We start from the raw sequence: 25,553 nt of genomic DNA on the forward strand, positions 1-25,553 counted from the left end.
AACTATTATACTAATTTAGTAACAGAAGTCAACCTATTTTTGAAATCAAGGTAACAATTTTGTAACGGCCGATTTTGTAAGTAAAAAGAGACCACATGGGGTCTCTTTTGGTAATTAGCGCATGGTTACAAATTCTTCTGAAGCGGTTGGGTGGATAGCTACCGTAGCATCAAAGTCCGCCTTGGTAGCCCCCATCTTGATAGCAACAGCGAATCCTTGAATCATCTCATCGACTCCGTAACCAAGTCCGTGAAGGCCAACAACTTTTTCGTCAGCACCGGCGGTGATGAGTTTGAAGCGAGATTCTTGACGATGGCTTGTAACGGCTGAGTACATAGATGCAAAGCTTGACTTGTAGACTTTGATGTTATCTTGGCCGTATTCTTTGATAGCTTGATCCTCAGTTAAACCAACGGTTCCGATTGCTGGGTGGGAGAAGACAACTGTAGGGATAGTCGTGTAGTCCATCTTGGCATTTGTTTTCCCGTTGAAGAGGCGTTCAGATAGGGTACGTCCTGCCTTGATGGCTACTGGGGTCAGTTCCTTCTCACCAGTCACATCTCCAAGAGCATAGATGCCATCTACAACTGTATTCTGATACTCATCCACTTGGATAAATCCACTTTGGTTGAGTGTAACGCCAGCCTTGTCTAACTCCAGACCATCTACATTTGGACGGCGCCCAGTAGCCCAGATAACTTGGCTGGCAGTGTGACTAGAACCATCTTCGAAATAAATGGTAATACCTTGCTCCGTTTCTTCGAGCTTGACGGGTACCTTATGTGTGTGCAAAGGTAGACCTGTTTTTCCCATTTCATTGACAAGTCCTTCAACGATGTAACTGTCAAAACTACGCAAGGGACGATCACGACGGACAAACAAATCCGTTTTTACTCCTAGTGCGTGGAGAACACCTGCTAATTCAACAGCGATATAACCAGCTCCAAGAATCGCAACGGAGTCAGGAAGTTGCTCCCAAGCAAAGACATCGTCTGAGCTACCACCAAGTTCAGCTCCAGGGATAGTTGGAATGCTTGGACGAGCGCCAGTCGCAATCACGATATGTTTGGCACGAATCAATTCACCATTAACGCTAACGGTGTGGGAATCAACAAAATGAGCACGACCTTCAATCAAATCAACCCCGTTGCGCTTGAAACTTCCATCATAAGACGAGCGAGCACGGTCGATGTAGGCTTCACGGTTTTGACGAAGTTTAGCAAAATCAAATTGAACATCTGAACTTGTGAAACCATAGTCAGGGCCGTAGTGGTGGAAGCTTTCAGCGATTTGCGCTCCATACCACATGATTTTCTTAGGAACACAGCCGACATTGACGCAGGTTCCACCTAATTTTTTCTCCTCGATAACAGCTGCTTTAGCACCGTGTTCGCCAGCGCGGTTCATAGTGGCAATGCCACCGCTCCCTCCACCGATGGCGATGATATCATATTCTCTCATAGAAAACTCCTTATAGCTTTGATAGTCATATTCTATCGTTTTTACTTTTTGAATGCAAAAATCTGCTACGGTAAAAAAATTATAAAAACGCTTGCCAAACTCAAAAAGATATTGTATTATATATCTAGCACAATAATCCAATAAACGAATACCGAACGAAATAATGGTCCTGAATTGTCATTGTTTCCATCTGAACTGTCATTGTTTGGGCTTGGTATTTTTGATATAATGGTTTTTGTAAGGCAAAAGAATAAAGGAGCTTAAAAATGAAAAGAAATAAGAAGGCAAAAAAATGGCAATTATACACAGCGATTGGTGTTGCCAGTGCTATTGTTATCGGTGCTGCGGGGATTTTGATTTTTAGACAGCCTTCCCAGTCAGCAGTCAAGGAGGAAACCTCTCATATCGTTACTGCTAAGGAAGGTTCTGTTGCTTCATCGGTTCTCTTGTCAGGTACGGTTACAGCAAAAAATGAACAATACGTTTATTTTGATGCTAGTAAGGGAGATTTAGATGAAATTCTCGTTTCAGTCGGGGACAAGGTCGAAGAAGGGCAAGCGTTGGTCAAATACAGCAGTGCAGATGCTCAATCTGCCTATGATGCAGCTGATCGTGCAGTTGCAAAGGCAGACCGTCATATCGAGGAGTTAAATAAAGCTCGTGAAAATGCATCAGCTGCACCAGCTTCTCCACAGGTTCCAACAGAAGCTGGACTCCCAGAACAAGCGCAAGCAGGGACTTCTTCAGTATCTTCTATTGATTCTCAAATCAGTGATGCCAAGGATAACCGTGCAGATGCTGTGGCTCAGCTCAACAAGGCTCAAGCTCAGCTAGATGCTGCAACTGTCCTCAGTACACTAGAAGGGACTGTAGTTGAAGTTAATCGTAATGTTTCTAAATCGCCAACAGGTAATAGCCAAGTGGTAGTACATGTCGTAAGTAATGAAAACTTGCAGGTCAAGGGGGAGTTGTCTGAATACAACCTTGCTAACCTTTCTGTTGGGCAAGAAGTTACCTTTACTTCGAAGGTTTACCAAGATAAGAGCTGGACAGGTAAAATCAGCTATATTTCTGATTATCCTAAAAACAACGGAGAAGCAGCAAATGCAGCCCTTGGAGGGAATACTGGATCTAAGTACCCTTATACTGTTGATGTGACTAGCGATATCGGTGAGTTGAAACAAGGCTTCTCAGTCAGTGTTGAAGTCAAAAACAAAAGTAAAGCCATCCTTGTTCCTTTAACAAGTATCGTTACCGAAAATGACAAAAACTATGTCTGGCTCGTTGACGACCAGAAAAAAGCGAAGAAGGTAGAAGTTACTTTGGGAAATGCGGACGCAGACAACCAAGAAATTACCTCAGGTTTGACAGACGGTGCCAAGGTCATCAGTAATCCAACATCTTCCTTGGAAGAAGGAAAAGAGGTGAAGGCTGATGAAGAAACTAATTAGTCTAAAAAATATCTGCAGGAGTTATCGAAATGGTGACCAAGAACTGCAGGTCCTAAAAAATATTAACTTAGAAGTTCAAGAAGGTGAGTTTGTCGCTATTATGGGACCATCTGGTTCTGGTAAGTCTACGTTGATGAATACCATCGGAATGTTGGACACACCAACTAGTGGGGAGTACTACCTTGAAGGACAAGAAGTTGCAGGCCTTGGAGAGAAACAGCTTGCCAAGGTTCGCAACCAGCAAATCGGCTTTGTCTTTCAGCAGTTCTTTCTCTTGTCCAAGCTCAATGCGCTTCAAAACGTTGAATTGCCCTTGATTTACGCTGGAGTTTCAGCTTCAAAACGTCGAAAATTGGCTGAGGAATTTCTGGAAAAGGTTGAGCTAACGGAGCGCAGTCATCATTTGCCTTCCGAGTTATCAGGTGGTCAAAAGCAACGTGTAGCGATTGCACGTGCCTTGGTAAATAATCCCTCTATCATCCTAGCAGACGAACCCACAGGAGCCTTGGATACCAAGACAGGAAATCAAATCATGCAACTGTTGGTGGAGTTAAACAAGGAAGGGAAGACCATTATCATGGTCACGCATGAGCCTGAGATAGCTGCCTATGCCAAACGCCAGATTGTCATTCGTGATGGGGTCATCTCATCAGACAGTGCTCAGGTAGAAAAGGAGGAAAACTAGATGCAGAATCTGAAATTTGCCTTTTCATCCATCATGGCCCACAAGATGCGTTCCTTCCTCACCATGATCGGGATTATCATCGGAGTTTCGTCTGTCGTCGTCATCATGGCTCTTGGCGACTCTATGTCTCGTCAGGTCAATAAAAACATGACCAAATCACAAAAGGATATCCATGTCTTTTTCTCTCCTATCAAAAGCAAGGATGGCTCCTTTACGCAAAAACAATCCGCTTTGACAGTCAGTGGGAAAGAAGAGGATGTTCATGTTGAACCACCAAAACCACTAGAATCCTGGGTCAAGGAGGCTGCTAAACTTAAAGGAGTAGACAGTTACTATGTCACCAACTCGACCAACGTTACCCTATCTTATAAGGATAAGAAGGTTGAACGAGCGACTCTGACAGGCGGAAATAGCACCTACATGAACGCAGTTGAAAATGAAATCGTTGCGGGTAGAAGTTTAAGACCGCAAGACTACAAGGAATTTGCCAGTGTGATTTTGTTGGATGAAGAACTAGCCAAGAGTTTGTTCGATAGTCCAGAAGCCGCGGTTAATCAAATCATCTCTGTCAATGAATTTAGTTACCGTGTGATTGGCGTTTATACTAGCAATGAAGCTAAAACTGCTAAAGCCTTTGGGATCGGTGGCCTTCCAATTACGACCAATATCTCTCTCGCAGCCAATTTTAATACTGATGAAATCTCGAACATCGTCTTTCGTGTCAATGATACTAGTCTAACGCAGACCTTGGGTCCAGAGTTGGCTCGAAAATTGACTGAGATTGCTGGTATTCAGCAAGGGGAGTACCAAGTTGCGGATGCAACTGCCGCTTTCCAAGAGGTACAACAACTATTTGGTTTTATGACAACCATTATCAGTGCCATCGCAGGAATCTCTCTCTTTGTTGGGGGAACTGGTGTTATGAATATCATGCTGGTTTCGGTGACAGAACGCACGCGTGAGATTGGTCTGCGGAAAGCTCTCGGTGCTACACGAGCTAATATCTTGGTACAGTTTTTGATTGAATCCATGATCTTGACCTTGTTGGGTGGTGTCATCGGTCTTGGAATTGCTGCTGGAATGACCATGTTAGCCGGAGTGCTGCTTCAAAACATGATTGCAGGTATCGAAGTTGGGGTTTCCCTCCCAATTGCTCTCTTTAGCTTGGCTGTATCAGCCAGCGTTGGTATGATATTTGGTGTCTTACCAGCCAATAAAGCCTCTAAGCTTGATCCGATCGAAGCCCTTCGTTATGAATAAGATATAGAGCAGAAAAAACAAGATGGACATTTGTCTGTCTTGTTTTTGTATGGATTTTCCTATCGAAAATCACTAAAAATATGATATAATGAAGTGTTAGAAAAACAGGTTTCATTTGCCTGGAAAGGAAATATTATGTCTGAAAAGAATTTTTATATTACAACACCGATTTACTATCCATCTGGTAAACTTCATATCGGTTCTGCTTACACAACCATCGCTTGTGATGTCCTAGCTCGTTACAAACGCCTCATGGGCTACGATGTCTTTTATCTGACAGGTCTTGACGAGCATGGTCAAAAGATCCAACAAAAAGCGGAAGAAGCTGGCATCACACCACAAGCCTATGTTGATGGCATGGCAGTTGGCGTCAAAGAACTCTGGAAATTACTCGATATCTCATATGATAAATTCATCCGTACGACGGATGATTACCATGAAAAAGTTGTAGCACAGGTCTTTGAACGCTTGCTTGCTCAAGATGATATCTACTTGGGCGAATATTCTGGTTGGTATTCAGTCTCAGATGAGGAATTCTTTACAGAAAGCCAGCTTGCAGAAGTTTTCCGTGACGAAGCTGGAAATGTAACTGGAGGTATCGCTCCATCAGGTCACGAGGTCGAATGGGTTTCTGAAGAGTCATATTTCCTTCGCCTCAGCAAATACCAAGACCGTTTGGTCGAATTTTTCAAATCTCATCCTGAATTCATCACTCCTGATGGTCGCCTTAATGAAATGCTTCGTAACTTCATCGAGCCAGGTTTGGAAGATTTGGCAGTTTCTCGTACAACCTTTACATGGGGAGTACCAGTCCCATCAAATCCAAAACACGTTGTCTATGTTTGGATTGACGCTCTCCTTAACTATGCGACAGCTCTTGGTTACGGTCAAGATGAGCATGGAAACTTTGATAAGTTCTGGAATGGAACAGTCTTCCACATGGTTGGAAAAGATATTCTTCGTTTCCACTCCATCTACTGGCCAATCCTTCTTATGATGTTGGATGTTAAATTGCCAGACCGCTTGATTGCTCACGGTTGGTTTGTCATGAAAGACGGCAAGATGTCTAAGTCTAAAGGGAATGTCGTTTACCCTGAAATGTTGGTAGAGCGTTATGGGCTTGACCCACTCCGTTACTACCTCATGCGTAGCCTTCCTGTTGGTTCAGACGGAACCTTCACTCCAGAAGACTATGTAGGCCGTATCAACTATGAATTGGCAAATGACCTAGGAAACCTCCTCAACCGTACGGTTTCCATGATCAACAAGTACTTTGATGGTCAAATCCCTGCCTATGTAGAGGGTGTAACAGAGTTTGATAATGCTCTTGCTGAGGTTGCAGAACAATCAATCGCAGACTACCATACACACATGGAAGCAGTTGACTACCCACGTGCCCTTGAAGCAGTATGGACTCTTATCTCACGTACCAACAAATACATCGATGAGACAGCCCCATGGGTCTTGGCTAAGGATGAAGAGCACCGTGACCAATTGGCAAGTGTCATGAGCCACTTGGCAGCCAGCCTTCGTGTCGTAGCTCACATGATTGAGCCATTTATGATGGGAACTAGTCGCGCTGTATTGGCACAACTTGGTCTAGCAGAAGTTTCTAGCCTAGAAAACTTGAGCTTGGCAGATTTCCCTGCAGGTGTGACTGTTGTTGCCAAAGGAACACCAATCTTCCCACGTCTCGACATGGAAGAAGAGATTGCCTATATCAAAGAACAAATGGAAAGCAACAAACCAGCCGTCGAAAAAGAATGGAATCCAGATGAAGTTGAACTCAAACTCAACAAGGATGAAATCAAGTTTGAAGACTTTGATAAGGTCGAGATCCGTGTCGCAGAAGTCAAAGAAGTTTCTAAAGTGGAAGGTTCTGACAAGTTGCTCCAATTCCGCCTCGATGCAGGTGATGGCGAAGACCGTCAAATCCTATCAGGAATTGCCAAATACTATCCAAACGAACAAGAATTGGTCGGCAAGAAGGTCCAAATCGTTGCCAACCTCAAACCACGTAAGATGATGAAAAAATATGTCAGCCAAGGAATGATCCTCTCAGCTGAACATGATGGCAAATTAACCCTTCTCACAGTTGATCCAGCTGTACCAAATGGAAGTGTGATTGGGTAAAAGCAAAAAACCAACGTTATACACGTTGGTTTTTCTTGTTATGTACGAGATTTTCTAAGAAGTGGTCCATCTCCTTTTGCGACTTGAGGACAATTACTTTCTCAGGGTAGGTTTCTTGAACCCGTTGATAGCGTTCTTTAGCATTCTTTGTCCGCCCATCCCAGAGAATCCATCTGATAAAATCCCAGTCAAAGCGTTCAGGACAGCCTGCTGCCATACTTTCTCTGACCTTGCCTCGGTATGTGAGATACCGTTTAAAGGCTCGAAAGAGACAAGTCCATGGTGAAAAATTGAGAAAGATGATATGGTCGGCTTCCTGTATTCTTTCTTCATAGCAACACCAAGAGTAGTTGCCATCGATGACCCAAGCTTCATGCTTTGTGAGAAAGTTTTTCATCTCGGTCAACATCCATTCGCGGTCACTGTCTTGCCAACCAGGTTGAAATTGAAGTGTATCCATATGCAGTTTGGGGATGGAGTAGTAGTTTGACAACTTTTCAGCTAGAGTTGACTTGCCTGATCCAGAATATCCTATGATTGCGATTTTCATTTTCTACCTTTTCTGATTAGAGGACAAAAAAACAGCCTCTATGGACTGTTTCTTATTTAGCAAGTTTAGCTGAAAGACGAGCTTTATCGCGGCTTGCTTTGTTTTTATGAATCAAACCTTTAGTTTCTGCTTTGTCGATAGCTGAGCTAGCAGCACGGAAAAGTTCTTCAGAAGGGTTTGCTTCGAAAGCTTTGATAGCAGTACGCATAGCTGATTTTTGAGCTGAGTTTTTTTCGTTTTGTTTAACGTTCAATTCAGCGCGTTTGATAGCTGATTTAATGTTTGCCAATGTTCTTACCTCCATATTTACTAACTATACCATTATATCTGAAAACTTATGTTTTGACAAGGGGAAATTATTTTTTTAGGTAAATTTCATCGATTTCATGGTTTTTAGCCTTGTGGAGAATAACCTCGGCCCGATTCCTTGTTGGTTCAATATAGTTTTGTAGATTTGTAAGGTTGATATCACTCCATACTTGGTGGGCAAAAGACTCTACTTCCTCTATTGGCATTTGCGTAAAGTGGTGATAGTAGCTGTCTGGATCGTTTTGTGCAAAGCTAAGGAGTTTTAAAAATCGGTCTAAATACCAACTCTCAATGTCCTCAACAGCAGCGTCTACATAGATGGAAAAATCAAAAAAGTCGGTGATGTAAAGGCGCTCATTTTGAGGATTTTGAAAGACATTGATTCCTTCAACAATCACAAAATCTGCAGCCTTAACACGTTGTTTCTCCCCAGGAACAATATCATAAACCTCGTGAGAATAGACGGGGATATCAACATCCTGTCCATTTTTTAAGCGATCAAGAAAATTCAGTAAGGCTTCCATGTCATAACTCTCTGGAAAGCCTTTGCGATTTAAGATTCCTTGGTCTATTAACGTTTGATTGGGATAGAGAAAACCATCGGTCGTCACTAACTCCACAGTAGCGTCAGTCACTGTACGAGACAGAAGGATTTGCAGAAGTCGGCTAGTTGTTGATTTTCCTACAGCAACACTTCCTGAAACACCGATGATGAAGGGCTGAGATTTACTCTCTCTTTGGAGAAAAATTCCCTTAGAAAAGGCTAAATCCTCTTTGGTGCGTTTGTAAATTTGGATGAGATGAGCTAATGGTAAATAAATATCTGTCACATCTTGCAGGCTGATTTGGTCATTGAAGCTCTTGATGGATTCTAACTCTTCCTCTGTCAAGGGAGGGGTTGTCTTGCGATGCAAGGACTGCCAGGTTTCACGGCTGATTTTTTCAAAATGTAAAAATTCGTTGGTCATATTTTTTCCTCGTTCGATATTTTAGTATATCATATTTCTCATCTAAAGAGAGAATGAAATTCGATATTTCTCATTCTGATTCTTGAAAGTTGCTATAAGTTGCTCTAAAAGATCAAAAATAGAGGAAGTAATACAAAAATCTTTTAATTATTGTCATAACAGATTTAGTTTGTTTGTTGAATTTTAGCTTTGTAAACGGTGTTAAAAAACCTTAAAATATGCTAAAATAGTTTTATGAGTAAAATGTATTATGCAGAAAATCCAGATGCTGCTCACGACATTCATGAGTTGCGAGTAGAATTGTTGGGACATAAAATGACCTTTTTAACGGACGCAGGTGTCTTTAGTAAAAAGATGGTTGATTTTGGTAGTCAGCTTTTACTGAAGTGTCTCGAGGTTGAAAAAGGCGAGCGGGTGCTAGATGTCGGCTGTGGGTACGGTCCCCTAGGGATTTCTTTGGTCAAGGCTTACGGAGTTCAAGCAACCATGATCGATATCAATAATCGTGCTTTGGACTTGGCGCGAAAAAATGCTGAGAGAAACCAAGTTTCAGCAACTATTTTCCAATCCAACATCTATGAGCAAGTTGAAGGGAAATTTGACCATGTTATTTCCAATCCGCCGATTCGAGCGGGCAAACAAGTTGTTCATGAGATTATCGAAAAGAGCAGAGAGTTCTTGAAAGATGGTGGCGATTTAACGATCGTTATTCAGAAAAAACAGGGTGCTCCTAGTGCCAAAAGCAAGATGGAAGACGTTTTTGGAAATTGTGAAATCATAAAGAAGGACAAGGGTTATTATATCCTTAGGAGTGTGAAATCATGAGAGCAGTTGATTTAATCCAAAAGAAACGAGATGGTCAAGAACTGACCTCAAGTGAAATTAAGTGGTTGGTAGAAGGCTATGTGGCTGGAACTGTTCCGGACTATCAAATGTCTGCCTTTGCTATGGCTGTTTATTTTAAAGGAATGACCACACGAGAGATTTCTGACCTGACGATGAATATGGTCAAGACAGGTCAAGAGTTTGACTTATCTGCCATTGAGGGGGTTAAAGTTGATAAGCATTCGACTGGTGGTGTAGGTGATAAGGTGACCTTAATCTTGGCTCCTCTTGTTGCGAGTTTCGGCGTGCCTGTTGCTAAGATGAGTGGTCGAGGTCTCGGCCATACTGGCGGAACCCTAGATAAGTTGGAAGCAATCAAGGGTTACCAAGTGGAGCGCAGTCAAGAAGATTTCATTCGTCAGGTACAGGACATAGGTGTATCTGTTATTGGGCAGTCAGATCAGCTGGTTAAAGCAGACAAACTTCTCTATGCCCTCCGTGATGTGACGGCGACTGTCGACACGATTCCTTTGATTGCTAGTTCTGTCATGAGCAAGAAAATTGCTGCTGGGGCGGATGCTATTTTGCTAGACGTAACGGTCGGTGAGGGTGCCTTCATGAAGACGGTTGATGAGGCGCGTGAATTGGCTCAAACCATGGTCGATTTGGGTAAGGCCGTTGGTCGAAAGACAGTAGCGGTTATTACCGATATGAGCCAGCCCTTGGGACGAGCCATTGGCAATCGTCTCGAAATCCTAGAAGCAATTGAAATTCTTCAAGGAAAGGGTCGAGAAGATATCAGTCACTTTATTTGTGAACTAGCTCAGATTATGCTTGGTTTGGCAAATGTCGAGAAGACGGTTGAAGAAGTCCGTCAACACCTTGAAAACGGCCAAGCGCTGGCTAAGTTTGAAGAAATGGTAGCAGCTCAAGGCGGTGATTTAGAAGATCTCTATCGCCCAGTCAAGGTGGCGCATGTAGTAGATATCCCGGCTCAAGAGTCAGGTGTCATTTCAGCCCTTCCAGCGATGGAATTTGGTCTCTATGCCATGAGATTGGGAGCTGGTCGCGCAGTCAAGTCTGATGATTTAGACTATGAAACTGGAATCGTTTTTGAGAAGAAGGTCGGTGACTCCGTTCAAAAGGGAGAAATTGTCGCAAAAGTTTATACAAATGGAAAAATTTCCCCCCAACTAGTTACAGAATTTCAAAAATATGTTAAAATAAATGATAGAGTGAAACGTTTGCAGGAAATAATTGAAATCATCTCATGAAAAAGAGAGGAATCCGAATATGAAATTAAACAAATACATTGATCATACGCTTTTAAAACAAGATGCAAGTCAAGAACAAATTGATCGTTTGCTATCTGAAGCGCGTGAGTATGACTTTGCCAGCGTTTGTGTTAATCCCACATGGGTTAAACATGCGAAAACAGGACTTGAAGGCTCAGATGTAAAGGTTTGTACAGTAGTTGGTTTCCCCTTGGGAGCGACAACTTCAGCTGTAAAAGCTTTTGAAACCAAGGAAGCCATCCAAAATGGTGCAGATGAGATTGATATGGTTATCAATGTCGGTGCTCTCAAATCAGGTAATCTTGATTTGGTTGAATCGGACATCCGTGCTGTCGTAGAAGCAAGTGGTGACAAGCTGGTTAAGGTCATTATCGAAGCTTGCTTGTTGACAGACGATGAAAAGGTTGTGGCTTGCCAATTATCCCAGAAAGCAGGTGCTGACTTTGTCAAAACATCAACTGGATTTTCAACTGGTGGTGCCACTATAGAGGATGTTCAGTTGATGCGTAAAACAGTCGGGCCAGATATGGGAGTTAAGGCAGCTGGTGGAGCTCGTTCATATGCAGATGCTGTCGCTTTTGTGGAAGCAGGCGCTACCCGTATCGGAACATCTGCTGGCGTTGCGATTTTAAAAGGAGAATTGGCAGATGGCGACTACTGAGTTAATTGAACTAGCAATTGAAACCAGCAAACAAGCCTATGTCCCCTATTCTCACTTTCCCATCGGTGCTGTTTTAGTAGCCAAGGATGGTAGTATTTATACGGGTGTGAACATCGAGAATGCTAGCTATCCCTTGACTAATTGTGGAGAACGTACTGCTATTTTTAAAGCAGTTTCGGAGGGGCAACGGGAGTTTTCAGAATTGATTGTCTACGGACAGACTGAAAAACCTATCTCGCCATGTGGCGCTTGTCGCCAAGTGATGGCTGAATTTTTTGAAAAAGATCTAAAAGTGACACTTGTCGCAAAAGATAAATCGACGGTCGAGATGACGGTCGGGGAGTTACTTCCATACTCTTTTACAGACTTAAACTAGTCTGAGTCACTCTCTGAGTGACGCGGTCCTTGTGGCCAACCAATCCATACTTGCAACATCGTTGCACATCTTATTTAGGAGGTTCAGTAATGAACAAGAAACAATGGCTAGGCCTTGGTCTAGTTGCAGTAGCAGCAGTTGGACTTGCTGCATGTGGTAACCGCTCTTCTCGTAACGCATCTTCATCTTCATCTGAAATGAAGACGAAAGCAGCGATCGTAACAGATACTGGTGGTGTTGATGACAAATCATTTAACCAATCAGCTTGGGAAGGTTTGCAAGACTGGGGTAAAGAACACAATCTTTCTAAAGATAAAGGCTTTACTTATTTCCAATCAACAAGTGAAGCAGACTATGCTAACAACTTGCAACAAGCGGCTGGAAGTTACAACCTGATCTTCGGTGTTGGTTTTGCACTTCACAATGCAGTTGAAGAGGCAGCAAAAGACCACTCTGACTTAAACTATGTCTTGATTGATGATGTGATCAAAGATCAAAAGAATGTTGCGAGCGTAACATTTGCTGATAACGAAGCGGCTTACCTTGCTGGTGTTGCAGCAGCGAAAACAACTAAAACAAAACAAGTTGGTTTTGTAGGTGGTATCGAGTCTGAAGTTATTTCACGTTTTGCTGCTGGATTTAAAGCTGGTGTTGAGTCAGTAGACCCATCTATCAAAGTACAAGTTGACTACGCTGGTTCATTTGGTGATGCTGCCAAAGGTAAAACAATTGCAGCTGCTCAATACGCTGCAGGTGCAGACGTTGTCTACCAAGCAGCTGGTGGTACAGGTGCTGGTGTCTTTGCTGAAGCAAAATCTTTGAACGAGAGCAAAAATGAAGACGAAAAAGTTTGGGTTATTGGTGTAGACCGTGACCAAGCAGCAGAAGGTAAATACACTTCTAAAGATGGTAAAGAATCAAACTTCGTTCTTGTATCTACATTGAAACAAGTTGGTACAACTGTTAAAGATATTGCTAACAAGGCAGAAAAAGGTGAATTCCCTGGCGGACAAGTTATTGTCTACTCATTGAAAGATAAAGGGGTTGACTTGGCAGTGACAAACCTTTCAGAAGAAGGTAAAAAAGCTGTTGAAGACGCAAAAGCTAAAATCCTTGACGGAAGCGTAAAAGTTCCTGAAAAATAATGGATAAAAGTCATTTCTTAGGAAGCGACCATCGGTCGCTTCTTTAAGAATTGAGGCAATTTTTGTCTCAATAGAACTTGTTAACACGATTAGCAGGTTTTATTGAAACAAAATAAACCTCGGAAAGGAAAAGCATATGGCACACGAAAATGTCATTGAGATGCGGGATATTACCAAGGTGTTTGGTGAATTTGTAGCGAACGACAAGATCAACTTGCAACTGCGAAAAGGTGAAATCCATGCACTTTTAGGAGAAAATGGAGCGGGTAAATCCACACTGATGAATATGCTGGCAGGACTTCTCGAGCCAACTAGTGGTGAAATTGCGGTGAATGGTCAGGTTGTCAAACTAGATTCACCTTCTAAAGCTGCTAGTCTAGGAATTGGGATGGTTCACCAACATTTTATGTTGGTTGAAGCTTTTACAGTAGCTGAAAATATCATTTTGGGGAGTGAAATCACTAAAAACGGTGTGCTAGATATAGCTGAAGCTACTAAAGAAATCAAGGCTCTTTCTGAACGTTATGGTTTGGCAGTGGATCCTGCTGCCAAGGTGGCAGATATTTCCGTTGGTGCTCAACAACGTGTAGAGATCTTGAAGACACTTTATCGTGGTGCTGATATCCTCATCTTTGACGAACCGACAGCCGTATTGACTCCTTCAGAGATTGATGAGTTGATGGCTATCATGAAAAACCTTGTCAAAGAAGGGAAATCCATTATTTTGATTACCCATAAACTGGATGAAATTCGTGCGGTATCCAATCGAGTGACGGTTATCCGTCGAGGAAAATCTATTGAGACTGTTGAGATTGCAGGGGCAACCAATGCGGACTTGGCTGAGATGATGGTGGGACGTTCTGTCTCCTTCAAAACGGAGAAACAGGCACCACAACCAAAAGAAGTAGTCTTGTCTATCAAAGACTTGGTTGTTAATGAAAACCGCGGTGTACCAGCTGTGAAGAATCTTTCTTTGGATGTTCGTGCTGGTGAAATTGTTGGTATTGCAGGTATTGATGGCAATGGTCAATCTGAACTCATTCAAGCCATTACGGGTCTTCGTAAGGTTGAGTCTGGTAGTATTGAATTAAAAGGCAAGTCAATCGTAGGAATGCATCCTCGACAAATTACGGAACTCAGTGTGGGGCATGTTCCTGAAGACCGCCACCGTGATGGTTTGATTTTAGAGATGATGATTTCAGAAAATATCGCTCTTCAAACCTACTACAAAGAACCACTCAGCAAGAATGGTATTTTGAACTATGCTAATATCACTTCACATGCCAAGAAATTGATGGAAGAATTTGACGTCCGTGCGGCGAGCGAGTTTGTTCCAGCAGCAGCTCTTTCAGGAGGAAATCAACAAAAAGCGATTATCGCTCGTGAAATTGATCGTGATCCTGATCTCCTTATCGTCAGCCAACCAACTCGTGGTTTGGATGTCGGTGCCATTGAATATATCCACAAACGCTTGATTGAAGAACGTGATAACGGGAAAGCTGTGCTTGTTGTCAGCTTTGAATTGGATGAAATTTTAAATGTTTCAGACCGAATTGCTGTTATTCATGATGGTAAGATTCAAGGTATTGTGTTGCCAGAAACGACTAACAAACAAGAACTTGGTATCTTGATGGCAGGTGGAAACTTGGGAAAGGAGAAGGATGATGTCTAAAAAGTTACAACAAATTTCGGTTCCCTTGATTTCCGTATTCTTAGGAATCTTGCTCGGAGCCGTCGTCATGTGGATTTTCGGCTACGATGCTATCTGGGGTTATGAGGAATTGTTCTATACGGCTTTTGGTAGTCTCCGTGGGATTGGTGAAATTTTCCGTGCCATGGGTCCTCTTGTCTTAATTGGTCTGGGTTTTGCAGTTGCTAGTCGTGCAGGTTTCTTTAACGTTGGGCTTCCTGGCCAGGCACTAGCAGGTTGGATTCTTAGTGGTTGGTTTGCTTTGTCGCATCCGGACATGCCACGCCCAATGTTGATTTTAGCGACTGTAGTAATTGCTTTGATTGCAGGTGGGATTGTAGGTGCTATTCCAGGTATTCTCAGAGCCTATCTCGGTACGTCAGAGGTTATCGTAACCATTATGATGAACTATATTGTTTTGTACGTAGGGAACGCCTTTATTCATTCTTTCCCGAAAGACTTTATGCAAAGTACAGACTCAACGATTCGTGTGAGTGCCAATGCCACTTATCAAACACCGTGGTTATCTGAGTTGACTGGCAATTCTCGTATGAATATCGGAATCTTCTTTGCAATCATTGCTGTTGGTGTGATTTGGTTCTTGCTCAAGAAAACGACTCTCGGTTTTGAAATTCGTGCGGTTGGTCTCAATCCCCATGCCTCAGAGTACGCTGGTATTTCAGCAAAACGTACAATCATCCTATCAATGATTATCTCTGGTGCTTTGGCTGGTCTTGGTGGAGCTGTCGAAGGTCTTGGAACTTTCCAAAACGTTTACGTTCAAGGTTCATCATTAGCTATCGGATTTAACGGAATGGCAGTTAGTTTGCTTGCTGGAAATTCACCAATTGGAATTCTCTTTGCAGCCTTCTTATTTGGAGTTTTGCAAGTTGGTGCGCCGGGTATGAACGCTGCGCAAGTTCCGTCTGAGCTTGTCAGCATTGTAACAGCGTCCATTATCTTCTTTGTCAGTGTTCACTATATTATCGAACATTTTGTCAAACCCAAAAAACAAGTTAAAGGAGGTAAGTAAGGATGTCTATTACAACATTACTCACCCTCTTGGTTTCTTCTATGCTGATTTACTCAGCGCCACTTATTTTTACGAGTATTGGAGGAGTCTTCTCTGAACGTGGTGGTGTCGTTAACGTCGGTCTTGAAGGAATCATGGTTATGGGAGCCTTTTCTGGGGTTGTCTTTAATCTTGAGCTTGCAGAACAACTTGGAACAGCGACTCCTTGGATTTCCTTGTTAGTTGCCGGTGTCGTGGGAGCTATTTTCTCCCTCATTCATGCAGTCGCTACAGTTCATTTCCGTGCGGATCATGTTGTCAGTGGTACAGTATTGAACTTGATGGCTCCTGCCCTAGCAGTTTTCTTGGTTAAAGTTCTTTATAACAAAGGACAAACGGATAATTTAAGCCAGACCTTTGGACGTTTTGATTTTCCAGTTTTGGCTAATATCCCAGTGATTGGAGATATCTTCTTCAAGTCAACAAGTTTGCTAGGTTATATCGCGATTGTCTTCTCATTCTTTGCTTGGTTTATCCTCTTCAAGACCCGCTTTGGTCTTCGCCTTCGTTCTGTCGGTGAACATCCTCAGGCAGCGGATACCTTGGGGATCAATGTCTATAAGATGCGGTATCTTGGGGTTATCATATCAGGTTTCCTAGGGGGAATTGGTGGAGCAATTTATGCTCAATCTATTTCAGTTAACTTCTCAGTGACAACTATTGTCGGTCCTGGATTTATCGCTCTTGCGGCAATGATCTTTGGTAAATGGAACCCAATCGGTGCTATGCTTTCTAGTCTTTTCTTTGGACTTTCACAAAGTTTGGCAGTTATCGGTTCTCAATTGCCTTTTCTACAAGGAGTGCCAGCGGTTTACCTTCAAATCGCCCCTTATGTCTTGACCATCCTTGTCTTGGCTGCCTTCTTTGGAAAAGCAGTTGCGCCTAAGGCAGATGGTATCAACTATATCAAATCAAAATAAGCATACAAAAAAACGTCAGTTTCAAACTGGCGTTTTATTTTTTAGGATTTTGATGTGTCAAGTTTAATCCCCAAGGGACAAGATTTTCAGTTTTATTTTTGATACGTGTGATATTATCCTTGTGACGAATGATAATCAAGCTAGCAAGTGCTAGGATAATCAAAATGAAGAGAGGGTCATAGCTGTTTAGGATAAATCCAAATAGTGGAAATAGTAGAACTCCGATAACGGCTGCGATAGAAGCAGCAACGCTAGACAAGGAAATCATACTACCAAGATAGAGGGTTCCAAAGAATACGACTGCTAGGTAGAGACAGAAGATAGGTGCAAATCCGAAAACAACTCCAGCGCTAGTAGCGACAGCCTTGCCCCCCTTAAAGCCTGCAAAGATAGGGAAGGTATGTCCAATGACAGCCAAAAGTCCAAAGGCAAGAGGTGATACACCTTGTAGGTGGAAAAGAATTGGAAGCAGAGTGGCCAAGGTTCCTTTGAAAAAGTCAATTACAAAGGTTGCCATACCCGCTTTCTTACCCAAAATACGGAAAGTATTGGTTGTTCCAGTATTTCCAGAACCATGCTCTCGCAGATTTGTTTGAAAGAAGATTTGTCCGATCCAAAGACCAGAAGGGATTGAGCCTAGTAGATAAGCTAAAATTAATAATACAAATGTCATCATAGACCTATTATACCATGAAATAGTGTAGAAATGATGAGAATATCCTTTAAAATTGTGACGGCTGAACGGGAAAAACTTTGCAAAATCCCTAGAAAACCTGTAAAATAGAAAAGATGAACAAATAGGAGGTTCCTTGTGTCAAAAAAGGAAATCAATATTAATAACTACAATGATGACGCCATTCAGGTGCTAGAAGGGTTGGATGCGGTCCGTAAACGTCCGGGGATGTATATCGGTTCGACCGACGGTGCAGGTCTCCATCACCTAGTCTGGGAAATTGTGGACAATGCAGTCGATGAAGCCCTATCTGGCTTCGGTGATCGCATTGATGTGACTATCAATAAAGACGGAAGTCTAACAGTAGAGGACCATGGTCGTGGGATGCCGACTGGTATGCATGCCATGGGAATTCCAACTGTTGAGGTTATCTTTACTATTCTTCACGCTGGAGGAAAATTCGGTCAGGGTGGTTATAAGACTTCGGGTGGTCTCCATGGGGTTGGTTCTTCCGTCGTGAATGCCTTATCTAGTTGGCTAGAAGTGGAAATCACTCGTGATGGTGCAGTCTACAAGCAACGCTTTGAAAATGGTGGGAAACCTGCCACGACTTTGAAGAAAATTGGTACAGCACCCAAGTCTAAGACAGGAACCAAGGTTACCTTCATGCCTGATGCGACGATTTTCTCTACGACTGACTTCAAGTACAATACCATTTCAGAACGACTCAATGAGTCTGCCTTTCTCTTAAAAAATGTGACCTTGTCTCTGACTGACAAACGAACAGATGAAGCGATTGAATTTCACTATGAAAATGGAGTTCAGGACTTTGTTTCCTATCTGAACGAAGACAAGGAAACCTTGACACCAGTTCTTTACTTCGAAGGTGAAGACAATGGTTTCCAAGTGGAAGTAGCTCTCCAGTATAATGATGGATTTTCAGATAACATCTTGTCCTTTGTCAATAACGTTCGTACCAAGGACGGTGGAACGCATGAGACGGGACTCAAGTCTGCCATTACAAAGGTCATGAACGACTATGCGCGTAAGACGGGACTTCTCAAGGAAAAAGATAAAAACCTAGAAGGTTCAGATTATCGCGAGGGACTAGCAGCCGTTCTTTCTATTCTGGTTCCTGAAGAGCACCTTCAGTTTGAAGGACAGACCAAGGACAAACTAGGAAGTCCTCTGGCTCGTCCAGTTGTGGATGGGATTGTGGCTGATAAGTTGACCTTCTTCCTTATGGAAAATGGTGAACTGGCTTCCAATCTGATTCGCAAGGCTATCAAAGCGCGTGATGCGCGCGAGGCGGCTCGCAAAGCGCGTGATGAGAGCCGAAATGGTAAGAAAAACAAGAAAGACAAAGGCTTGCTGTCTGGAAAATTGACCCCAGCCCAGTCTAAAAATCCTGCAAAGAACGAACTCTACCTGGTCGAGGGTGATTCTGCCGGCGGTTCTGCTAAGCAAGGTCGTGACCGTAAATTCCAAGCTATCCTACCTCTTCGTGGTAAGGTTATCAATACAGCCAAGGCCAAGATGGCGGATATCCTTAAAAATGAGGAAATCAACACCATGATTTATACCATTGGTGCTGGTGTGGGAGCAGACTTTTCTATTGAGGATGCTAACTATGACAAGATCATTATCATGACCGATGCCGATACAGATGGTGCCCATATCCAGACCTTGCTCTTAACCTTTTTCTACCGCTATATGCGTCCGCTAGTTGAGGCAGGTCATGTCTATATCGCCCTTCCCCCTCTTTACAAGATGTCCAAAGGCAAAGGCAAGAAAGAAGAAGTGGCCTATGCTTGGACGGACGGAGAGCTAGAAGAACTCCGCAAGCAGTTCGGTAAAGGCGCAACCCTCCAACGCTACAAGGGTCTTGGTGAGATGAATGCGGACCAACTCTGGGAAACAACCATGAATCCAGAAACCCGCACTCTTATCCGTGTCACGATTGAAGACCTAGCACGCGCTGAACGCCGCGTAAACGTCCTCATGGGAGACAAGGTCGAACCACGCCGTAAATGGATTGAGGATAATGTCAAGTTTACATTGGAAGAGAGTGGGGAAATGGTGTTTTGAGGAGATATTGAAAAGGATGTTTATAGTAACACAAAATGTACAGCAAAATAATCTACCATTATCACAACAGTGGTGGTGGATAATAATAGCTCTGATGGTGACTACGATTTTGGGGCCGATTACAGTACATGTTTTAAAAAATAGATTTGATAATAAAAAAAGAATAACTATAATTGGGAGTAATATTTCAAACATAAATAACAGGAATGGAATGCCTGAACAAGTAACTTCTGGACAACGATTATACTCAAATTTTATATTGAATATTTTAACTGTAGAAAATAAAAGAAGTACTACTCAATCAGTAACAAATATTGAATTATATAATATCAAGAAAGAAAATAATGATTTTTCAGATATTCAATATGATGGCGGTTTTTATGATGGTAATCAAAAATTTGTGCTGCTAGCTTATAACAATGGAACTAAGGAAGAGTCGCTACGGAAATGCAGTGTTAAATTTTCATTCTGTGAGAAAGACACTTATAAAATAATTAATGAAATAGAGAAAGTTATAGATGGAGCTCATGTTTTAAAGTCTGGAGATATCAAAAGTTTACTTATATATCAATTTGATGAATTTATTTCTGAGTTCAAAAAGAATAGAAGTTTAGAAACTCTAAAAGTTTCAGTATTTGATGATAATGGAAATGAGTTTCCTCGTCTAAAGTTGGTTGTAATCTACAACAGAAAGGAAAATCGATTCTATAGACCTCAAGAGGGGCGTGGCGGTTTTAATGGTGGTGGAATTCCGATTCTTGATTTGCGCGAGGATATCAATAGACAATCTGTTAGTTGCTCTCAAAGTTTAAAACAGGGTACTAATGATGTTATGTTTCATGTATTGGTTGATAGAAGTTGTAACCTGAGATATCGCGTTGCCATTAAGTGCGGTAAAAAAAGGATAAAGAGCAAAGAAAAATATTCTTTGGATATTCGAATTCCTGTGTATAAACAGGAGACGGGAGTTTTTTATGGAATTTTCTATTTACTTTTACAAAAATATGCTCCTACTTTAATGAAGGATATAGACTACAACAAAGATTTAATAGAATCTTTAGATGAAAATTTAATTTATGACAAATATTATGCTGCAAGTCTTGCTACTAATGCAAATATAGAATAGAGCATTATTTTTATCTAACTATTATATCGCTGAAGAGAATTATTACTTTATAAATTACAAGATTACAGTATGTTTAAGTGTACTAATGTGATTTTTTACACTTTTATAACAAGATGAAAATTAATAAATCAGATATGACCATGAAAACAGAATCCAAAATGCTTGGTTTAATTTTTCAAACCGCAAAAGTGCTCCAAGTCGAGGCTATCGCCATGTCTGGTTCACGGACAAATCCAAAAGCTCCAAAAGATGAGTTTCAAGATTATGATGTTGTTTATGTCGTGGACGACTTAGATAATCTGACGAGTAATCTTGCTTGGTTGGACCAGTTTGGAACACGTATCATTGAGCAGCATAATATCCTTGGCAACCGTCGTCTCTACCTCATGCTCTTTGAAGATGGCAATCGGATTGATTTGACTCTATGTCCTAAAGAGTATATCAAGGAGTGGGTAGAAAGCGAAGCGGATTTCACGGTGCTAGAGGACACTAAGGGTTTGTTTGCCCCTTATTCACCAAGTCCTCAACGTTACTGGACAAGTCCAGCTAGTCAGACAGATTTTGAAAAAGCCTGCAATGAATTTTGGTGGGTGTCAGCCTACGTAGTCAAAGGAATCTGTCGCAAGCAACTACTCTACGCTACTGACCATCTCTATGGGATTTGTCACCAAGAACTCCTGAAGGTCTTAGCCTGGCAGGTAGCAAGTGATAAGGGGACTGTCGATATTGGCAAGAACTATAAATATCTCTTTAACTATTTACCTACTGAGAAAGAGAAGGAATTCTTAAATCTGCTTGATTTCTCCAGTTTAGAAAAAATCACTCAGTCTTTATTTGCAACAATGAAACATTTCCACCAAGAAGCTCAATACCTTGCTAACAAGATGGGCCTTGACTATGATAAGGAAGTGGCAGAGAGGATGATTAAGTATGCTGAGGAGAGACTTTCAAATCACTAACTAAAAAAAATATATAATTTAAAAGATTAAACTACAGAAAGGATCGTTTGGTTATATATAGTAACTGAACACGAGACTAATTTCTGTAAATTATCCCTTATTCTATAAAAACCTACTCTACATTCTTTGAAAGGAGTTGAACATGCCCTAAATACTGTGTGAAAAAGATAAATTTCCTTTGTATTTTACGGGCTCTGTATCCTATATGAGTAATATCCAAAACATGTCCCTTGAGGACATCATGGGAGAGCGCTTTGGTCGCTACTCCAAATACATCATTCAAGACCGGGCTTTGCCAGATATTCGTGATGGATTGAAGCCGGTTCAGCGTCGCATTCTTTATTCGATGAATAAGGATGGCAATACTTTTGACAAGAGCTACCGTAAGTCTGCCAAGTCTGTCGGGAACATCATGGGGAATTTCCACCCACACGGTGATTCTTCCATCTATGATGCCATGGTCCGTATGTCTCAGGACTGGAAAAATCGTGAGATTTTGGTTGAAATGCACGGTAATAACGGTTCTATGGACGGAGATCCGCCTGCGGCGATGCGTTATACCGAGGCTCGTTTGTCTGAGATTGCTGGTTATCTTCTTCAAGATATCGAGAAAAAGACAGTTCCTTTTGCATGGAACTTTGATGATACCGAGAAAGAACCGACAGTCCTGCCAGCAGCCTTTCCAAACCTTTTGGTCAATGGTTCTACTGGGATTTCGGCTGGTTATGCCACTGACATTCCGCCGCATAATTTGGCTGAAGTCATTGATGCCGCAGTTTACATGATTGATCACCCAACAGCCAAGGTGGACAAACTCATGGAATTCTTGCCTGGACCAGACTTCCCTACAGGAGCTATCATCCAAGGGCGTGACGAAATCAAGAAGGCCTATGAAACTGGGAAAGGGCGCGTGGTCGTTCGCTCTAAAACTGAGATTGAAAAGTTAAAAGGTGGCAAGGAACAAATCGTTATCACTGAGATTCCTTATGAAATCAATAAGGCTAATCTAGTCAAGAAAATCGATGATGTTCGTGTCAATAACAAGGTGGCAGGTATTGCTGAAATTCGTGATGAGTCTGACCGTGACGGTCTTCGTATCGCTATTGAGCTCAAGAAAGACGCTAATACCGAGCTCGTACTCAACTATCTCTTCAAATACACTGACCTACAAATCAATTACAACTTTAACATGGTGGCGATTGACAATTTCACACCTCGTCAGGTTGGAATTGTCCCAATCTTGTCTAGCTACATTGCCCACCGTCGTGAAGTGATTTTGGCACGTTCCCGTTTTGATAAGGAAAAGGCTGAGAAACGTCTCCATATCGTTGAAGGTTTGATTCGCGTGATTTCGATTTTGGACGAAGTCATTGCCCTTATTCGTACTTCTGAAAACAAGGCTGACGCCAAAGAAAATCTCAAGGTCAGCTATGATTTTACAGAAGAGCAAGCCGAAGCTATCGTTACCTTGCAACTTTACCGTTTGACCAATACAGATGTGGTTGTCTTGCAGGAAGAAGAAGCAGAACTTCGTGAAAAAATTGCCATGCTTGCGGCTATCATCGGTGATGAACGAACTATGTACAATCTCATGAAGAAAGAACTCCGTGAGGTCAAGAAGAAATTTGCGACACCACGTTTTAGTACTTTGGAAGATACAGCAAAAGTAATCGAGATTGATACAGCCAGCCTCATCGCAGAGGAAGATACCTATGTCAGCGTGACCAAGGCAGGTTATATCAAACGCACTAGCCCACGTTCCTTTGCAGCATCCACTCTGGAAGAAATTGGCAAACGTGATGATGATCGTTTAATCTTTGTTCAATCTGCCAAGACAACGCAACACCTCTTGATGTTCACAACTCTTGGAAATGTCATCTATCGACCAATCCATGAATTAGCAGATATTCGCTGGAAAGATATCGGAGAGCATCTGAGCCAGACCATTACAAACTTTGAAACTAACGAAGAAATTCTCTATGCAGAAGTTGTGGATCAGTTTGATGATGCGACAACCTACTTTGCAGCAACTCGCCTCGGTCAAATCAAGCGTGTAGAACGCAAAGAATTCTCTCCATGGCGGACCTACAAGTCTAAGTCTGTCAAGTATGCTAAGCTCAAAGACGAGACAGACCAGATTATAGCGGTGGCTCCAATTAAACTGGATGATGTACTCTTGATTAGCCAAAACGGTTATTCCCTTCGTTTCAATATCGAAGAGGTTCCGGTTGTTGGTGCCAAGGCTGCAGGCGTCAAGGCTATGAACCTGAAAACAGATGATGCGCTTCAGGCTGCCTTCATCTGTAATACCTCATCCTTCTACCTCTTGACCCAACGTGGAAGCTTGAAACGTGTCTCTTGTGAGGAAATTCCAGCGACCAGCCGTGCTAAACGAGGCCTACAAGTCTTGCGTGAGTTGAAAAACAAACCGCACCGAGTCTTCTTGGCTGGAGCAGTTGCAGAGCAAGGTTTCGTTGGTGATCTTTTTAGTACAGAAGTAGAAGAAAACGACCAAACGTTACTTGTCCAATCTAACAAGGGAACAATCTATGAGAGCCGATTGCAGGACCTCAACTTGTCAGAACGTACTAGCAATGGAAGCTTTATTTCAGACACGATTTCAGATGAAGAAGTTTTCGATGCTTACCTCAAAGAAGTCTTTAAAGAGGACAAAACAAATTCGTAAAAAGAATCAGTCCAGAGGGCTGATTTCTTTATGTTGAAAAAATTTTCAGAAAATTACAAATAATACTTGAAATTTTACTAGAAAAGTGTAGAATAGAACACATAGTTTGAATAGTATAAAGGAGAAACACATGACAGTTGCAATTGATTGGGAAAATCTTGGTTTTGCTTATATGAAACTACCTTACCGTTATATCGCTCACTACAAAAATGGTCAATGGGATCAAGGAGAATTGACAGAGGATGCGACCTTGCATATTTCAGAGTCTTCTCCAAGTCTTCACTATGGACAGCAAGCATTTGAGGGATTGAAAGCCTATCGTACGAAGGATGGTAGTATTCAACTTTTCCGTCCTGATGAAAATGCCAAGCGTCTGCAACGTACCTGCGACCGTCTCTTGATGCCCCAAGTACCAACAGAAATGTTCGTAGAAGCTTGTAAAGCAGTTGCCCGTGCAAATGAAGAATACGTACCACCATATGGAACAGGTGGAACCCTTTATCTTCGTCCTCTCTTGATTGGTGTCGGAGATATCATCGGGGTAAAACCAGCAGAAGAGTACATTTTCACTATCTTTGCTATGCCAGTTGGAAATTACTTTAAGGGTGGATTGGTTCCAACCAATTTCTTGATTCAGGATGAATACGACCGTGCAGCTCCGAATGGTACAGGTGCGGCCAAGGTAGGTGGAAACTATGCTGCTAGTCTCCTCCCAGGTAAAATGGCCAAGTCACGCCAATTTTCAGATGTTATCTACTTAGACCCATCTACACATACAAAGATTGAAGAAGTCGGATCAGCCAACTTCTTTGGAATCACGGCAGACAATGAATTTGTAACACCATTGAGTCCATCTATCTTGCCATCTATTACCAAGTACTCTTTGCTTTACTTGGCAGAACACCGCTTGGGCTTAACACCGATTGAAGGTGATGTCCCAATCGATAATTTGGATCGTTTTGTAGAGGCAGGTGCTTGTGGTACAGCAGCGGTCATTTCTCCAATTGGGGGGATCCAACATGGCGATGATTTCCATGTTTTCTATAGTGAAACAGAAGTAGGTCCTGTTACACGTAAACTCTACGATGAATTGACGGGTATCCAATTTGGTGATGTAGAAGCACCAGAGGGATGGATTGTCAAAGTGGATTAAAAGACACGAAGCAAAGAGAAACTCCATAGCAGTTGTAAGGACTGAAATGGAGTTTTTTCTTGCTAGT

22 protein-coding genes are annotated in these 25,553 nt (G+C 42.1%); 17 read left to right on the top strand and 5 right to left on the bottom strand.

Annotated elements, in window-relative coordinates:
- Positions 1-114: 114 nt before the first annotated feature.
- Positions 115-1,461: a glutathione-disulfide reductase gene (gor, locus tag DB729_RS04820; RefSeq protein ID WP_109290115.1), complete on the bottom strand. Its 1,347-nt coding sequence runs from the start codon at positions 1,459-1,461 to the stop codon at positions 115-117.
- Between the two features lie 266 nt (positions 1,462-1,727).
- Here gor and DB729_RS04825 point away from each other — a divergent pair, with 266 nt between their 5' ends.
- The 4 genes from DB729_RS04825 (at position 1,728) to metG (ending at position 6,990) form a co-directional block, all read left to right on the top strand.
- Positions 1,728-2,912 carry an efflux RND transporter periplasmic adaptor subunit gene (locus DB729_RS04825; RefSeq protein ID WP_109290114.1) on the top strand — a complete coding sequence of 395 codons (1,185 nt, stop codon included), beginning with the start codon at positions 1,728-1,730 and terminating at the stop codon, positions 2,910-2,912.
- Positions 2,896-3,597, top strand: coding sequence for an ABC transporter ATP-binding protein (locus DB729_RS04830; RefSeq protein ID WP_000733797.1), 702 nt, complete (start codon positions 2,896-2,898; stop codon positions 3,595-3,597). Before DB729_RS04825 ends, DB729_RS04830 begins: the two co-directional genes overlap by 17 nt.
- A complete protein-coding gene (locus DB729_RS04835) occupies positions 3,598-4,857 on the top strand; it encodes an ABC transporter permease (protein ID WP_109290113.1) in 1,260 nt (419 codons plus the stop codon).
- Between the two features lie 135 nt (positions 4,858-4,992).
- The gene (metG, locus tag DB729_RS04840) at positions 4,993-6,990 is read left to right on the top strand and encodes a methionine--tRNA ligase (protein ID WP_109290112.1); all 1,998 of its coding nucleotides are present in this window, start codon (positions 4,993-4,995) and stop codon (positions 6,988-6,990) included.
- 16 nt (positions 6,991-7,006) lie between these two features.
- Here the strand turns inward: metG and DB729_RS04845 are convergent, their stop codons facing one another.
- From DB729_RS04845 to coaA, 3 genes are all read right to left on the bottom strand, one after another.
- Complete coding sequence (locus tag DB729_RS04845) at positions 7,007-7,540, bottom strand: DNA topology modulation protein (RefSeq protein ID WP_109290111.1); 534 nt, start codon at positions 7,538-7,540, stop codon at positions 7,007-7,009.
- A 52-nt stretch (positions 7,541-7,592) separates the two neighbouring features.
- Complete coding sequence (gene rpsT, locus DB729_RS04850; RefSeq protein ID WP_001274000.1) at positions 7,593-7,829, bottom strand: 30S ribosomal protein S20; 237 nt, start codon at positions 7,827-7,829, stop codon at positions 7,593-7,595.
- Positions 7,830-7,896: 67 nt separating this feature from the next.
- A complete protein-coding gene (gene coaA, locus DB729_RS04855) occupies positions 7,897-8,817 on the bottom strand; it encodes a type I pantothenate kinase (protein WP_045617327.1) in 921 nt (306 codons plus the stop codon).
- Positions 8,818-9,051: 234 nt separating this feature from the next.
- On the opposite strand from coaA, the gene DB729_RS04860 reads away from it, so the two are divergent.
- The 8 genes from DB729_RS04860 (at position 9,052) to DB729_RS04895 (ending at position 16,801) form a co-directional block, all read left to right on the top strand.
- Positions 9,052-9,642: a class I SAM-dependent methyltransferase gene (locus DB729_RS04860; RefSeq protein ID WP_109290110.1), complete on the top strand. Its 591-nt coding sequence runs from the start codon at positions 9,052-9,054 to the stop codon at positions 9,640-9,642.
- Positions 9,639-10,916, top strand: coding sequence for a pyrimidine-nucleoside phosphorylase (locus tag DB729_RS04865; RefSeq protein WP_109290109.1), 1,278 nt, complete (start codon positions 9,639-9,641; stop codon positions 10,914-10,916). Before DB729_RS04860 ends, DB729_RS04865 begins: the two co-directional genes overlap by 4 nt.
- 19 nt (positions 10,917-10,935) lie before the next feature.
- The gene (gene deoC, locus DB729_RS04870) at positions 10,936-11,598 is read left to right on the top strand and encodes a deoxyribose-phosphate aldolase (RefSeq protein ID WP_109290108.1); all 663 of its coding nucleotides are present in this window, start codon (positions 10,936-10,938) and stop codon (positions 11,596-11,598) included.
- Positions 11,585-11,974 carry a cytidine deaminase gene (locus tag DB729_RS04875; protein ID WP_000246110.1) on the top strand — a complete coding sequence of 130 codons (390 nt, stop codon included), beginning with the start codon at positions 11,585-11,587 and terminating at the stop codon, positions 11,972-11,974. Before deoC ends, DB729_RS04875 begins: the two co-directional genes overlap by 14 nt.
- Positions 11,975-12,063: 89 nt before the next feature.
- On the top strand, positions 12,064-13,119 hold the full coding sequence (locus DB729_RS04880; RefSeq protein ID WP_109290107.1) for a BMP family lipoprotein: 1,056 nt from the start codon (positions 12,064-12,066) through the stop codon (positions 13,117-13,119).
- A 136-nt stretch (positions 13,120-13,255) separates the two neighbouring features.
- On the top strand, positions 13,256-14,791 hold the full coding sequence (locus tag DB729_RS04885) for an ABC transporter ATP-binding protein (RefSeq protein WP_109290106.1): 1,536 nt from the start codon (positions 13,256-13,258) through the stop codon (positions 14,789-14,791).
- Positions 14,784-15,842, top strand: coding sequence for an ABC transporter permease (locus DB729_RS04890; protein ID WP_109290105.1), 1,059 nt, complete (start codon positions 14,784-14,786; stop codon positions 15,840-15,842). The genes DB729_RS04885 and DB729_RS04890 overlap by 8 nt, the downstream gene beginning before the upstream one ends.
- 2 nt (positions 15,843-15,844) lie before the next feature.
- Positions 15,845-16,801 carry an ABC transporter permease gene (locus DB729_RS04895; RefSeq protein ID WP_109290104.1) on the top strand — a complete coding sequence of 319 codons (957 nt, stop codon included), beginning with the start codon at positions 15,845-15,847 and terminating at the stop codon, positions 16,799-16,801.
- A gap of 34 nt (positions 16,802-16,835) precedes the next feature.
- Here the strand turns inward: DB729_RS04895 and plsY are convergent, their stop codons facing one another.
- Entirely contained in the window at positions 16,836-17,477 is a 642-nt protein-coding gene (gene plsY / locus DB729_RS04900) for a glycerol-3-phosphate 1-O-acyltransferase PlsY (protein ID WP_109290103.1), read from the bottom strand.
- Positions 17,478-17,612: 135 nt separating this feature from the next.
- On the opposite strand from plsY, the gene parE reads away from it, so the two are divergent.
- The 5 genes from parE (at position 17,613) to DB729_RS04925 (ending at position 25,486) form a co-directional block, all read left to right on the top strand.
- Positions 17,613-19,562, top strand: coding sequence for a DNA topoisomerase IV subunit B (gene parE, locus DB729_RS04905; RefSeq protein ID WP_109290102.1), 1,950 nt, complete (start codon positions 17,613-17,615; stop codon positions 19,560-19,562).
- 16 nt (positions 19,563-19,578) lie between these two features.
- Positions 19,579-20,688 (top strand): hypothetical protein, encoded by a 1,110-nt coding sequence (locus tag DB729_RS04910; RefSeq protein WP_165442225.1) that lies wholly within the window; start codon positions 19,579-19,581, stop codon positions 20,686-20,688.
- Between the two features lie 140 nt (positions 20,689-20,828).
- Positions 20,829-21,647, top strand: coding sequence for an aminoglycoside 6-adenylyltransferase (locus tag DB729_RS04915; protein WP_155991707.1), 819 nt, complete (start codon positions 20,829-20,831; stop codon positions 21,645-21,647).
- Between the two features lie 205 nt (positions 21,648-21,852).
- Positions 21,853-24,333, top strand: a complete 2,481-nt coding sequence (gene parC / locus DB729_RS04920) for a DNA topoisomerase IV subunit A (RefSeq protein ID WP_109290101.1) — start codon at positions 21,853-21,855, stop codon at positions 24,331-24,333.
- A gap of 115 nt (positions 24,334-24,448) precedes the next feature.
- Positions 24,449-25,486 (top strand): branched-chain amino acid aminotransferase, encoded by a 1,038-nt coding sequence (locus DB729_RS04925; RefSeq protein WP_279633969.1) that lies wholly within the window; start codon positions 24,449-24,451, stop codon positions 25,484-25,486.
- The last annotated feature ends 67 nt before the right edge of the window (positions 25,487-25,553 follow it).

The sequence above is a fragment of the Streptococcus halitosis genome (assembly GCF_003143695.2).
GTDB lineage: Bacteria > Bacillota > Bacilli > Lactobacillales > Streptococcaceae > Streptococcus > Streptococcus halitosis.